The organism is Micromonospora sp. AMSO12t, from assembly GCF_008806585.1.
Lineage (GTDB): Bacteria > Actinomycetota > Actinomycetes > Mycobacteriales > Micromonosporaceae > Micromonospora > Micromonospora reichwaldensis.
This window is the reverse complement of sequence record NZ_WAAS01000181.1, coordinates 1-13,242: the sequence shown is the minus strand read 5'-3', so window position 1 is coordinate 13,242 and position 13,242 is coordinate 1. Positions and strand designations below refer to the sequence as shown.

Sequence of the window (13,242 nt, the reverse complement as noted above, 5' to 3'; positions counted from 1 at the left end):
CACCAGGGGGCCTTGGGCGCCGGGGATGACGCGGACCGTGGCGCGGTACCAGGTGGCCAGGAGTTGCTCGGTGAGCACCTCGCGGGGGGTGCCGGCGGCCACCACCCGGCCGTCGGCCAGCAGCACCATGCGGTCGGCGTACTCGCCGGCGATGGAGAGGTCGTGCATGGTGGCGAGCACGGTCAGGCCGTGCTCGCGGCGCAGCCGGTCGACCAGCTCCAGCACCTCCTGCTGGTGGCCGATGTCCAGGGCGCTGGTCGGCTCGTCCAGCAGCAGCAGGGTCGCGCCCTGGGCCAGCGCCCGGGCCAGGAAGACCCGCTGCCGCTCGCCGCCGGAGAGGGTGGCCAGCTCCCGGTCGTGGAACCCGGCCAGGTCCAGCCCGTCGAGCACCTCGTGGACGGCGGCCAGGTCGGCGGCCGACTCCCGGCCCAGCGTCGGGATGTAGGGGGTGCGGCCCAGCAGCACGTAGTCGAGCACCGTCATGCCGGCCGGCACGACCGGGGACTGGGCCACCGTGGCGACCACCCGGGCGCGGTCGCGGCGGCGCAGCGCCTCGCTCGGCGTACCGAAGAGGGAGACGGCGCCCGGCGCGGGGAGCAGGCCGCCGACGGCGCGCAGCAGGGTCGACTTCCCGGCGCCGTTCGGGCCGATCACGGTGACCCACTCGCCAGCGGCGACGGTCAGGTCGACGCCGGCCAGGATCGGCGTGCCGTCCAGGCGCACGTGCAGGTCGCGCACCTCGACGGCGGGCACGGCGGCCACGTCGGCGGCCCCCACGGCCCCACCGTCCGCCGGCCGCGCGGCCGGCCCCCGCCGCGCGCTCACCCGAGCATCCGGCGGGAGGTACGCAGCACCAGCACGAAGAACGGGCCGCCGAGCAGTGCGGTGACCACGCCGATCGGGATCTCCGACGGGGCGGCGGCGGTACGGGCCACCACGTCGGTCAGGGCCAGGAAGGCCCCGCCGAAGAGCAGCGAGAGCGGCAGGATCACCCGGTAGCTCGACCCGGCGAGCAGCCGGACGGTGTGCGGCACGATGATCCCGACGAAGCCGATCAGGCCGGACGCGGAGACGGCGGCGGCGGTGCCGAGCGAGGCGGCGGCGATGAGCAGGTAGCGGGACCGCTGCGGGTGCAGCCCGAGGCTCGTGGCCTCGTCGTCGCCGACGGAGAGCACGTCGAGCTCCCGCCGGTGCAGCAGCACCACGAACGCGGTGAGCAGGAAGTACGGCAGCACCAGCCGCACGTCGTGCCAGCCGGCGGTGGCGAGCCGCCCGAGCAGCCAGGAGTAGACCTGCTGGATGCTGTCGGAGTTGCGTTGCAGCAGGTAGGTCTGCCCGGCCGAGAGGAACGCGGAGACGGCCACGCCGGCGAGGATCAGCGTGGCGGTGGAGCGGCCGCGCCCGCCGGAGACACCCAGCAGGTAGGTCATCGCCACCGCGCCGATCGAGCCGACGAACGCGGCCAGCGGGATGGTGAGCGGCAGCCCGGTCAGCGCGCCGCCCGCCCCGGCGCCGAGGGTGATGACCGCCGTGACCGCGAGCCCGGCCCCGGCCGCCACCCCGAGCAGGTACGGGTCGGCCAGCGGGTTGCGGAACACGCCCTGGTAGCAGCCGCCGGCCAGGGCCAGCAGCCCGCCGACCAGCAGCCCGAGCACCACCCGGGGCAGCCGCAGCTCGGTGACGATGGCGATCTCGCGCTCGGAGAGCCCGCTGTCGAGGCGTACCCCCGGGATGAGGTTCAGCAGCTCGGCCGCGACGCTGCCCGGCGGCAGGCTGACCGGGCCGAGGGACACACCGGCGACCAGGGCGACGAGCACCGCGGCGACCCCGGCGGCGAGCCAGCGGGGCCGCAGCCCGGCGGGCCGGGACGCGGGGAGCGTCCCGGCCCGCCGGGCGGGCGGCGCCTGCGCGGGCGAACCGGTCATCGACGGGTGCGGGTCACGCGGGGACCTTGGCGGTGGCGTCGACGATCACGCGGAGCAGGTCCACCACGCGCGGTCCCCAGCGGGAGGCGACGTCGTCGTCGAGGCCGACGACCTGGTTGTTCTTGACCGCCGTGACGCCCGACCAGCCGGCACGCGCCTTGACCGTCTCCGCGCTCTGCTTGCAGCACTTGGTGTCGGCGAGGAAGACGAAGTCCGGGTCGGCCTTGACGATGACCTCCTGGGAGAGCTGCGGGTAGCCGCCCTGCTTGCCGTCGGCGTCGGACGCGTCGGCGATGTTCTCCAGGCCCACCAGGGTGTAGAGCGAGCCGATGAAGGTCTTGCTGGTGGCCGTGTAGAGCTCCGGGCCCAGCTCGTGGTAGTAGGTGAGCTTCTCGGCGCGCTTCGGCAGGTCGGCGACCAGCTTGGTGATGTCGTCCTTCATCCGCTTCGTCACGTCGGCGGCCTCGTCCGCGTGGCCGGTGAGGGCGCCCAGCTCGGTGATCTGCCGGTAGCTGTCGTCGAGCGTGGTCGCGGCCGGGGTCTGGTAGACCGGGATCTTCAGCGCGGTGAGCTGATCGACGATCTTGTTGCGGTCGTCGGAGAGGACCACCAGGTCGGGGCTCTTGCCGGCAATCGCCTCGGCGTTCGGGGTGAAGCCCGAGAGGTCGCTCTTCGGCGCGTCGGCCGGGAAGTTCGACTGGTCGTCGACGGCGGTGACCTGCTTGCCGGCGCCGATGGCGAAGAGCATCTCGGTGGCCGACGGGGAGAGCGAGACGATCTTCTCGGGCCGCTTCTCCAGCGTCACCGTGCCCACGGTCACGGGGAAGGCGGCGCCGGCCGAGCTGGCGCCGGCGGCGGGGGTGTCGTCGGAGCTCTTCTCGGCGCAGGCGCCGAGGGCGAGCGCGGCCACCGCGAGGGTCGCGGCGAAGAGCCGGGGGGTACGTCTGAGCACGGGTCCTCCTGTCGGTCGAGGAGCGTGGTGCTTCGCCGACAGGGAGCGGTGGCGCCCGTCCGCGAGGCGCCCTTCCTCGAGAGCGCGTGTCGCGACCACGGACGCAGGCGACCTGGCTCGTCCCCGCCACGCCCGGGTGCGGCCGGTGGCGGGTCATCACAGTTGCGGGACAGCGCCGGTTTCGCACCGGCTTCGCTGCGCGTGGTCGGTAGAACCGTAGCGCACGCCCCGGACGTGCCTCGACGATCCAGGGCGCATCGGCGCTCGTTGATCACCAACGGCGGCGACACGCCCTGGATCGACGTCTGCGGAACGGGGTGGTGGGGCCCCGCCGGGGCGGAACGGGGCCCCGCCGGGTCAGGAACTGGTGATGGTGACGTTGTCCACAGCCGCCTCGACCAGGCTCGCGCCCGAGGCGTCCGCCGCCTCGACGAGGATCCGCACCGACTGACCGGCGTACGGGGTGAGGTTGGCGTTGGCCACCGCCCAGGCGCCGTTGCGGTTGGTGGCCGCCCCGGACTGGGTGAACAGGGCCGTGGTGCCGCCGTTGTGCACCACGCTCACCCGGAGGTAGTCGGCCGACGAGGCGTTCGAGCCGTGGGCCAGGTACCAGGCGAGGGAGAGCGTCAGCGTGCCGCTCGACGGCAGGGTCACCGCCGGCGACCGGGCGCTGGTCACGCCGCCGTCGAGGTCGTAGTCACCGGCCGCCGTGCCGGCCAGCCGGCCGGTGACGAGGTCGTTGGCGCCGGCGTACGGGGCGAGCTGCTTCGCCCCGCTGGAGTTGGTCGCCTGGGCGGTGCCCCGCTCAAACGCCCCGGCGGTCGCGGTGTCGGTGCCGTTGGGGTTGATGGTCCAGCCGGTGGCCGTCTCGAAGGTGTCCGACCAGACCGTGGTGCCGCCGCCACCACCGCAGTACTGGTCCTGCTTGCCGATGGCCCGGTACGGGCAGTCGGCGTACTCGCTGATCAGGAGAACCGCCTCCCGGTTGCGCGAGGTCTGGGCGGGGATCACCTCGTCGGGCGGGTAGAAGCCGCCACCGCCGGCCGAGCCGGGGTACATCTCGAAGGTGTACGCCCAGATGCCGTGCTGGCCCCACATCCAGTCGATGCTGTCCCCGTCGGTGATGTAGAGGTCGCTGGACTGCTGCGGGGTGTAGCCGTTGGTGTTGGCCATCTGCTGGCCCAGCGTGGCGAAGGTGTTGTACTGGTCCGTCGACATCCCGGGAGCGGTGTTGTTGTACGTGTAGCCGAACGGCCAGAGCACCAGCTCCGAGTACGTGTGGAAGTCGATGTTCGCCTTGATCTGCTGGGTGCCGCCGACGACCCGGCTGTTCACGAAGTTCCGCAGCGCCTGCGTCTCCGGCGCGGAGAACGCCGACGGGCCCCGGTAGGTCTCCGACGAGGTCGTGCCGGACGAGCCGCCGCAGCAGCCCCACTGGTAGGACCAGTTCCGGTTCAGGTCGGTGCCGACGGCCGTCGAGCCGCTGTTCGGCTGCCGGTTCTTGCGCCAGGAGCGGTAGGAGCCGGTGGCGATGTCGTACTCGCTGCCGTCCGGGTTGACCGTCGGCACGATCCAGATCTCCCGGCTGTTCACGATGCTGGTGATCCGGGAGTCGCTGCCGTAGCTGTCGGTGAAGAGGTTGAGCAGGTAGACCGCCATCTCGACGGTCAGGTGCTCGCGGGCGTGCTGCTGGGAGTTGAACAGGATCTCCGGCTCGTTCTCGTCGGTGGCGACGTTGTCGGAGATCTTCACCGCCATCAGGTCCCGGCCCTCGTACGAGGAGCCGATGCTGATCTTCCGGGCGATCGAGGGGTGGTCCGCGACCACCTTGTTCACCAGGGCGGTCAGCTCGGCGTAGTCGTGGTAATTGGAGTCGGCGGGCGGGAAGGCGGCCGTGCCGACGTCCCCCTCGGCGTGGTCGTGCCCGTCGGCCGACGGGGCGGGGACCGCCTCCAGCCGGAAGCCGAGCCGGGTGATGGCCGCCGCCTCGGCGGGCGTGGCCGAGACGTTCAGCACGCCGTGCTCGACGAAGTCGATGGCGGCGCCGGTGCCGGCGACGGCGGTGCGGTCGTCGACCGTACGCGGGCCGAGCACCCGGTACGACGCCGCCGCGGAGTCGGCCCGGTCCGGGGCCGGCCGGGCTGTGGCCGGCGCGGCGGCGACCGTGAGCAGGGCGAACCCGGCTGCTACGGCGACCGCCAGGCGACGGCGGAGGGTGGTGTTGCGGAAGGCCATGGACAACCTCCTCGGGGGGCGGGAGGAGATCCCGCTCGGTGGAGGACACTTCACCACCGCTCACATGGTCATATCAACATCCATCGTTGCCCACTTTGCATGTCATCCTGATCCTCACATCGGCAATGATTTTCCAACTGTCGACCTCTGGCGAAAGTTCCTTCCGAGCGGGACACTGACCCGCAACGATCGTCCGTCCCTGCGGAGGACCCATGGCCAGAACACGCCTGCGTACGGCCGCCCTCGCGGCCGCCACCGCACTCTCCCTTCTCGGCACCGCGGCACCCGCCGTCGCTGCCGCACCCGTCGCGGCCCCGTCGACCAAACGACCGGTGGTCCACGACGAACAGATCACCTTCCAGGATTGGTCCCGCTACCCCGACTGGCGTCGCGGCACCCACGCCGGCACCAAGGCCGTCCCCGGCCTCCGGCCGGGCGTGACGCTGGCCCGGCCGCTCGGCACCACCGACTACACCGACCCGCACACCGGCGTCACCAAGAGCTGGGAGTACGCGACCTGGACCTCCCCGGTCACCCAGGTCGGGTTCGACGCCACCGAGCTGATCGCCTCGTGGAACGCGAAGACCCCGGCCGGCACCTGGATCCAGGTGGAGATGCAGGGCACGTACAACACCGGCGTCCAGACCAAGTGGTACGTGATGGGCCGGTGGGCCTCCGGTGACGCCGACATCAAGCGCACCAGCGTCAACCGGCAGGGCGACCCCTGGTCGACCATCTGGACCGACACCTTCAGCATCGACGACGCCTCCGTCGGGGTGCTGCTGCGGGGGTACCAGCTGCGGCTGACCCTCTACCGGGCGCCGGGCCAGCAGGCCGCGCCGGTGGTCCACACCCTGGGGGCGATGAGCTCGAACGTCCCCGACCGGTTCACCGTCGAGCCGAGCAAGGGCGGCATCGCCTGGGGCAGGGAACTCCGCGTCCCCCGCTACTCGCAGAACGTCCACGCCGGCCACTACCCCGAGTACGACGGCGGCGGCCAGGCCTGGTGCTCCCCCACCTCCACCACGATGGTGATCGAGTACTGGGGCCGCAAGGCGTCCGAGGAGGAGACCTCCTGGGTCGACCCGACCTACCCGGACCCGACGGTCAACCACGCCGCCCGGATGGTCTACGACTACCAGTACGACGGCGCCGGCAACTGGCCCTTCAACACCGCGTACGCCGCCAGCTTCCCCGGCCTGGAGGGACGGGTCACCCGGCTGCACTCGCTGGACGAGGTGGAGCGCTTCATCGCCGCCGGGATCCCGGTCGTGACCAGCCAGTCCTTCCTCGCCAGCGAGCTGGACGGGGCGAACTACGGCACCTCCGGGCACCTGTTCGTCATCGTCGGCTTCACCGCCGAGGGCGACGTGATCGTCAACGACCCGGCCTCGTCGAGCAACGACGTGGTGCGCAACGTCTACAAGCGTGAGCAGTTCGAGCAGATCTGGCTGCGGACCAAGCGGATCAACGCCAGCGGCGGGGTGTCCGGCGGCCCCGGCGGCGTCGTCTACCTGATCAAGCCCACGACGAAGCCGTGGCCGAAGGTGGCCGGCTCCACCAACTGGTGACCTGACACCGACCCGATCGAGGGGTCCGCGTCGCCCGGCTCAGGCCGGCGACCGGGCCCCTCGGCCGTTCCGGACGAGTCCCGTCCTTCGAGAGATGCTGGCCGGATGTCTACGGGTTGGCCGACTTGCGACGTTGATAGGGCGTGACGTTCGAGGAGTACGCGTTCGCCCGCACTTCGGCGCTGGTGCGGCTCGCCCGGTTGCTGACCGGTGACGAGCATCGGGCCGAGGACCTGGTTCAGGATGTCCTCGCCAGGGCGTACGCCCGCTGGGCGCGCATCTCCCGGACGGATCGGCCCGATGCGTACGTCCGACGGATGCTCGTCAACGCCCACCACTCGTGGTGGCGCCGGCACAGCAGCCAGGAGATCTCCGTCGCCGACGTGCACGATCGGCCGGGCGCCACGGACGAGGCCGCCGGTGTCGCCGAACGCGACGCTCTGTGGCGGCTCGTCCGCACCCTGCCGGCGCGTCAACGCACCGTGATCGTCCTGCGCTACTACGAGGATCTCGACGACGCGTCGATCGCCGAGATCATGGACTGCTCCACCGGCACAGTCCGTACCCACGCGAAGCGGGCCCTGACGGCACTCCGCGAGCGGCAGGAAGCAACCGCATCCGCCTCCGCCCGGACAGGAGGAGAGTTCTGATGTCCAGCAACCTCGATCAGCAGCTCGCCACGACGCTCAAGCACCACGCGGGCGGCGACATCGACCCCGCGCCGATCGTGGCACACGCCCGGCGTCGCGGCCACCGCCTCCGACTGCGCCGCCGCTGGTTGACCGCCGGGGGGACGGCAGCGGCGTGCGTCGTCCTGGCCGCGGCGGTCATGGTGATTCCGTCCGGTCGGGCACCCGATGGCGGGACCATGTCGGCCACGGCACTCGTGCTGCCGGACGCACCGGGCCAGCCCGGCGCCATCGCACGGCCCGAGGTCGTGGGGGCCGATCCCGGCGTGGTGCACTTCACGACCGACAGCCTGGTCAGCGGCGCCTCGTCCGCGACCTGGAGCGCCGGCCGTGGGGTCGAGAGCGTCGAGTTTCGGGGCCCGACCGGGCAGGCCCGGTTCGCGTTGGCGCGCAGCGTCGCGACGCTCGACGGGCTACAGCAGACGCTGTCGTCGGCGGGGCGACCGCAGCCGCCGACCGATGTGCGAGTCGGAGGCCGCCCGGGGGTCGCCTGGTTCGATCCGTCCGGCGACACGAAGCTGTGGTTCGTCCGTTGGCAACCCGTTGACGGGCTCTGGGCTCAGCTCGACATCTACGCGACCGGCCGCGACGAGGCGACGGACGCGGCGAGTCGCGTCCGGTTCGACGGCGCCCACCGCTGCGTGGTGCCGTTCCGCCTGCGGTCACTGCCGCCGGGTGGGCGGCTGCTCGGATGCTCGGTCACGCTTTCCCGGTCGGAGCACGGCTCCTTCGATGAGGCCTCGCTGACGGTAGGGGACGATTCCGGGCGCTGGCTGACGGTTCGGGCGCAACCCGTGCCGGGGCGCGACGCCAGGGAAGCCGACCTCGTCGCAGGGCCCTACCGGGCTCGCCGGCAGGGCAGCGACGTGCTGGAGATGTTCGTCGAGCCGTGCGTCGTCGAGGCGTTCCTCAAGGGTTGGGGGAACGGCTACACCGAGCCGGAAGGCCTGACGATTCTTAGCGGGTACCAGCCGGTCCGCGACCTCGACAACCCCGACACCTGGTGACACCACCGCAGCGCCGACAGGGCGGATTCCACCGTCGCTCGTCCTGCGGCTGTGCGATCGGAGATCAGGCCGGAAGCGATGGCAACAGTGGACTACACTCGCAGCCTCATCGAAGGAGGCGAATGTGGCGGACTGCTCGAAGTGCGGGCGATCAAAGAACTACGCGGGCGAATGCATGTACTGCTGGGGGCGGGAGGCGGGAGGCGACATTAACGCCGGGAAGACCATTCGCCTTCCGAACTCCGATTCGAGGCGCGACATAAACACCGGGCAGACCTACCACCCGAAGAGTTCCGGTTGCCTCGTGCTCGCCGTGCTCACACTGTCGCTGTCCGGGCTGATCCCCGGCGTGCTGCTGATGTGGCACCTGACAGTCTGACGGTCCGGCCGCCGGCCGCCCCTGGCCAGGATCCGCCAGCGCGGCCGTGATGCGCCCGCCGACGTCGGCCCGGAGCAGGCGGGGATCATCGCCGACGCGCTAGTTGGAGGGCCCCGGCGTCTCCCGGTCCTGGTCCTCGCCAGCGAGGGCGGAGCGGAGCCGCTCCTTCTCGGCGCGACGACGCTCGGCGGCGGTGGCCATCTCCTCGGCCATCTCGTCCCGCCAGCCCTTGAGCAGGAAGAACGACAGGGCGGCCGAGAAGGCCAGCGCCACCATCAGCTTGATGAAGATGTTCATCTCGACCAGCCAGAGGGCCGCCAGCACGGCGACGAACAGGCCGAGCCGGCCCAGCGTGTACTTGACCGCCGCGCTCACGTTCCGCACTCCGTTCTCCGCCGCCGGGGTTCCGGCGGCAGGTTCAGCCCGTCCGGCGGGCCAGCCAGTGGACGCCGTGGAACCAGACCACCGCGTACCCGAGGGTGAAGGTCGCCGCCCCCAGCCCACCGGAGAGCAGCGGCGGGAGACCGGCGGCGAGGCCGGCCACCACCAGCCCGGCGACCACGCCCACGGCGGCGGCCGCCAGCGCCGACACCACCCGGGCCGCGCCGAACTCCCAGGCGCGGAAGTCGTCCCAGAACAGCCAGGCCGGCAGGATGATCGCCAGCCAGCCGTTCGAACGCCCGAATTCGCCGCTGCCGATGAGCGCGAACGCCCAGTCGAACAGCACCACCGCCAGCACGCCGATGACCAGGCCGGCCAGGCTCACCCCGAGCAGGTCGCCCAGGGTGAGGATGCGCCCCTCGGCGTCCCGCCGGGGGAATCCGCTCCGCTGCTCGGTCATGGTCTGGAAGGGTACGTGCCGACTCAGGCCCAGACCTGCTGCGGCTCGGCGCGGCGCTCGGCCAGGGACGCGGGGGCGTCGTACTCGCGGACCACCTCGTAGCGGGTGTTCCGCTCGACGGGACGGAAGCCGGCGTCCCAGATCAGGTGCAGCAGGTCGTCCCGGTGCATCGTGTTCGGGGTGCCGTACGAGTCGGCGTCGTGGGTGATCTTGTATTCGACGACCGAGCCGTCCAGGTCGTCGACGCCGAAGTTGAGCGAGAGCTGGGCCACCGACAGCCCGTGCATGACCCAGAAGCACTTCACGTGCGGGACGTTGTCGAAGAGCAGCCGGGAGACCGCGAAGGTCTTCAGCGACTCGGCCGGCGACGCCATCGTCGTCCGGGCCTGGATCCGGTTACGGATCTTGCCGTCCGCCGAGTCGACGAAGTCGTGCTGGTAGCGCAGCGGGATGAAGACCGCGAAGCCGCCGGTCTCGTCCTGGAGCTCGCGCAGCCGCAGCACGTGGTCCACCCGGTGCCGGGGCTCCTCGATGTGGCCGTAGAGCATCGTCGCCGGGGTCTTCATGCCCTTGCTGTGCGCCAGGGCGTGGATCCGCGACCAGTCCTCCCAGTGACAGGCGTGGTCGACGATGTGCTGGCGGACCTCCCAGTCGAAGATCTCCGCGCCGCCGCCGGTCAGCGACTCCAGGCCGGCGTCCATCAGCTCGTCGAGGATCTCGTCGGCGCTCAGCCCGCTGATCTTCTCGAACCACTGCACCTCGGTCGCGGTGAAGCACTTGAGCTTCACGTTCGGCAGCGCCGCCTTCAGCTCGCGCAGCACCTTCGGGTAGTAGCGCCAGGGCAGGGTCGGGTGCAGGCCGTTGACGATGTGCAGCTCGGTGAGCTGCTCGTCCTCCATCTCCTTGGCCTTGCGGACCGCCTCGTCGATGCGCATCGTGTAGGCGTCCTTCTCGCCCGGCTTGCGCTGGAACGAGCAGTACGCGCACGAGGCGGAGCAGACGTTGGTCAGGTTGAGGTGCCGGTTGACGTTGAACATCACCCGGTCGCCGTTGAGCTCGGTGCGCCGGTGGTGCGCCAGCCGGCCGAGCCACGCGAGGTCGTCGCTGTCGTAGAGGGCGATCCCGTCCTCACGGGTCAGCCGCTCGCCGGCGTACACCTTCGCTTCGAGCTCACGCTTGAGTCCGGCGTCCATCGAAAGCCACGTCCCTTCCACCTGCGGTAGGAATCGAGCGTACGTCGGCCCGCCGACGCCGCCGCAGCATGGTCGGCCCCCGTGCGCCGGTTCACCGAACTCTCAGGCTCCTGTTACCTGCCGACGCATCGACATCGTTGCCTGGGTGCGGTAAGACAGGGTGGGACGTTCGCCGCACACTGGTAGCGTCCCGACGGCCGCGCCCACCCGGCGCGGCGACGCAGGCCGGACGGGGAGCGGAATGGGCGACAGCAGGCACGGGCGACGGCAGCGACGGCGGAGTCCGGTGATCTCGCCGGTGCTGCGCCCGGCGCTCTGGTCCGCCCTGCTCGGCGCCGTCGCCGCCACGGTCCTCGCCAACCCGGTCCAGGCCGACCCGTCGCTGCCCACCAGCGTCCCCGACACCGGGTCCCGGCCGTCCTACAGCGGCCAGCTCCAGCTCCCCGGCGGCACGCCGGTCCCGGGGTTGCCGGGCACGGTCCCGGGGTTGCCGGGCACGGTCCCCGGGCTGCCGGGCACGGTCCCCGGCGTGCCGGCCGGCAACGTCGGCAACGGCCCGCTCGCCGCCCAGATCTACGCCGCCGAGGCCCAGGTCGGGCAGCTCCGTGACCAGCTGCTCCTGCTCCAGCAGAAGCGCACCGAGGCCGAGACGCAGCGTGCCACCGCCGAGCGCAACCTCGCCCTCGCCCGGGACGCGGTGGCGCGCGCCCAGGAGGGCGCCGACGCCGCCGCCGCGGGCGCCTTCAAGGCCGCCGCCGCCCTCCCGCCGGGCGAGTTCGCCAACGACCTGCACGAACTGAGCCGGCTCTCCCGGATCATCCGGGGCGAGAAGGCCGAGGGCGGCACCACCGCCGCCCAGGGCGAGGTGTCCCGGGCCCGCACCGGCGAGCAGGCCGCCAGCCAGGCGATGGTCTCGGCCGACTCCCGCCTCACGGGCGTCAGGACGGAATACTCCGCCGGCGAGAAGGCCCTGCGCGCGGCCGAGAAGAAGCTGGACAAGCTGAAGCGGGACAACGCCGCCCAGCTCGTCGAGATCGAGCGCCAGCAGGAGGCCGCCGAGCAGCGCCTCGGCGCCGGCTACCTCGGCAACGAGACCGCCAACGGGCTGGCCGCCCACCCGACGGCGCTGAAGGCCCTGGCGTACGCCAAGGCGCAGCTCGGCGACCCCTACCTGTGGGCCGCCGAGGGGCCGGACCGGTTCGACTGCTCCGGCCTCATCTACGCCGCCTACCGGTCGGCGGGCTACTACGGGCTGCCCCGGGTCTCCCGGGACCAGTACTACGCCACCCGGTCCCGCACCGTGTCCCGCACCGCGCTGCTCCCCGGTGACCTGCTCTTCTTCGCCTCCGGCACCAGCTGGACGACGATCCACCACATGGGCATGTACGTCGGCGGCGGCAAGATGATCCACGCGCCGACCACCGGCGACGTGGTGAAGATCTCCACCGTGCGCTGGTCGCGCCTCTACGCCGCCACCCGCGTCATCGGGGCGGTGCCCGCACCGGTCAGCACCCCATCGCCGACGCCGACGCCGAGCAAGCCGCCCGCGACGAAGCCGCCGACCAGCCCGAAGCCGACCTCGCCGACCTCGCCGTCGCCGAGCCCGTCGACGTCACCGTCGACCTCGCCGTCCCCGACGCCGACCGGCACCCCCTCGCCCACGCCCACGCCCGACACGTCGACCTCGCCGTCGCCGTCCCCGAGCAGCTCGGACGCCTCGTCGCCGAGCCCCTCGGGGGGCAGTGTGGCGCCGACCACGGCGCAGAGCAGTTCCGATCCGGCGGCCAGCACCTCGGCCAGCACGTCGGCCACCGCCTCGGCGAGCTCCGGCAGCTGACCACGGTCCCCGGGCCGACCGACGGGATCGGCCCGACATCGCCCCCGGAACACGCTCCGGCTGTGCCGTCGGGCCGGAATGTGGCACGGTGACAGACAGGCACGCCCGGTCCGATGTCGCGGATCCGGGCGCGAGCGTGCGCGGAGGGCGAGCATGGCCGAGCAAGAGGTTCCGGCGGAGCCGGTCGACCACGGATCCGCGCCCGACCGGAGCGGTGCCGGGGCACCGCATCCCCTGACGTCCGTCGGCGCACCGACGCCGGCCACAGCTGACGGCGCGGCGGGGCCGTCCGGGTCGTCGACCGAGCCGCCCTCCGACGACGTACGCCGACAGCCCGACGCGCCGGCCCGGGGCCGGGTGTCCGTGGCCACCGCCGCCGCGCCCGGCGGGAGCGAGGCGGTGCCGCCGACCGGCCCGAGCGCCGGCACCACCTACCGGGCCGCCGGGACGGGTGCCCCGGCGGCCACCCCGGTCCCCGGTCAGCGGGGCACGGCGGGGGCGCGGGCCAGCGCCGCCGTACCGGGCATGCGGCGGATCTCGGCGGACGAGGCCGGGGCCATCCGTTCCCGGACGGGCGAGGCCCGGATCTACCGGGCGGCGCCGGTCAACCCGG

The 13,242-nt window shown here is 72.4% G+C and carries 12 protein-coding genes, 1 pseudogene and 1 riboswitch; of the genes and pseudogenes, 6 read left to right on the top strand and 7 right to left on the bottom strand.

Features of this window, described 5'->3' with window-relative positions:
- From F6X68_RS22840 to F6X68_RS22825, 4 genes are all read right to left on the bottom strand, one after another.
- Positions 1-777 (bottom strand): ABC transporter ATP-binding protein (locus tag F6X68_RS22840; protein ID WP_225852371.1); only part of this gene is annotated, 777 nt, incomplete at its 3' end.
- A 44-nt stretch (positions 778-821) separates the two neighbouring features.
- Entirely contained in the window at positions 822-1,925 is a 1,104-nt protein-coding gene (locus F6X68_RS22835; RefSeq protein WP_151456200.1) for an iron ABC transporter permease, read from the bottom strand.
- Between the two features lie 13 nt (positions 1,926-1,938).
- Positions 1,939-2,877 carry an ABC transporter substrate-binding protein gene (locus F6X68_RS22830; RefSeq protein ID WP_151456199.1) on the bottom strand — a complete coding sequence of 313 codons (939 nt, stop codon included), beginning with the start codon at positions 2,875-2,877 and terminating at the stop codon, positions 1,939-1,941.
- 111 nt (positions 2,878-2,988) lie between these two features.
- A riboswitch (cobalamin riboswitch) is annotated at positions 2,989-3,068 on the bottom strand.
- A 166-nt stretch (positions 3,069-3,234) separates the two neighbouring features.
- A complete protein-coding gene (locus tag F6X68_RS22825; protein WP_151456198.1) occupies positions 3,235-5,112 on the bottom strand; it encodes a M14 family metallopeptidase in 1,878 nt (625 codons plus the stop codon).
- A 212-nt stretch (positions 5,113-5,324) separates the two neighbouring features.
- Between F6X68_RS22825 and F6X68_RS22820 the strand changes: the two genes are divergently transcribed.
- The 4 genes from F6X68_RS22820 to F6X68_RS22805 all read left to right on the top strand — a co-directional run bounded on the left by F6X68_RS22820 (position 5,325) and on the right by F6X68_RS22805 (position 8,758).
- A complete protein-coding gene (locus F6X68_RS22820) occupies positions 5,325-6,683 on the top strand; it encodes a C39 family peptidase (protein WP_151456197.1) in 1,359 nt (452 codons plus the stop codon).
- Positions 6,684-6,826: 143 nt separating this feature from the next.
- Positions 6,827-7,333, top strand: coding sequence for a SigE family RNA polymerase sigma factor (locus F6X68_RS22815; protein ID WP_151456196.1), 507 nt, complete (start codon positions 6,827-6,829; stop codon positions 7,331-7,333).
- On the top strand, positions 7,333-8,379 hold the full coding sequence (locus F6X68_RS22810; protein WP_151456195.1) for a hypothetical protein: 1,047 nt from the start codon (positions 7,333-7,335) through the stop codon (positions 8,377-8,379). The genes F6X68_RS22815 and F6X68_RS22810 overlap by 1 nt, the downstream gene beginning before the upstream one ends.
- 124 nt (positions 8,380-8,503) lie before the next feature.
- Positions 8,504-8,758, top strand: a complete 255-nt coding sequence (locus F6X68_RS22805) for a hypothetical protein (RefSeq protein WP_151456194.1) — start codon at positions 8,504-8,506, stop codon at positions 8,756-8,758.
- Between the two features lie 99 nt (positions 8,759-8,857).
- On the opposite strand, the gene F6X68_RS22800 is transcribed toward F6X68_RS22805, so the two are convergent.
- Genes F6X68_RS22800 through mqnE form a run of 3 tightly spaced genes read right to left on the bottom strand, consistent with a single transcriptional unit; the run spans position 8,858 to position 10,792 of the window.
- Positions 8,858-9,133 carry a DUF4229 domain-containing protein gene (locus F6X68_RS22800; RefSeq protein WP_151456201.1) on the bottom strand — a complete coding sequence of 92 codons (276 nt, stop codon included), beginning with the start codon at positions 9,131-9,133 and terminating at the stop codon, positions 8,858-8,860.
- A 43-nt stretch (positions 9,134-9,176) separates the two neighbouring features.
- Positions 9,177-9,599: a hypothetical protein gene (locus F6X68_RS22795; protein WP_121397114.1), complete on the bottom strand. Its 423-nt coding sequence runs from the start codon at positions 9,597-9,599 to the stop codon at positions 9,177-9,179.
- A 23-nt stretch (positions 9,600-9,622) separates the two neighbouring features.
- Positions 9,623-10,792, bottom strand: a complete 1,170-nt coding sequence (gene mqnE, locus F6X68_RS22790; protein ID WP_132232180.1) for an aminofutalosine synthase MqnE — start codon at positions 10,790-10,792, stop codon at positions 9,623-9,625.
- Between the two features lie 241 nt (positions 10,793-11,033).
- On the opposite strand from mqnE, the gene F6X68_RS22785 reads away from it, so the two are divergent.
- Both F6X68_RS22785 and F6X68_RS22780 read left to right on the top strand, forming a co-directional pair.
- Positions 11,034-12,629 (top strand): C40 family peptidase, encoded by a 1,596-nt coding sequence (locus tag F6X68_RS22785; protein ID WP_151456193.1) that lies wholly within the window; start codon positions 11,034-11,036, stop codon positions 12,627-12,629.
- Positions 12,630-12,782: 153 nt separating this feature from the next.
- Positions 12,783-13,242: pseudogene (locus F6X68_RS22780) on the top strand (hypothetical protein); the annotation flags it as partial.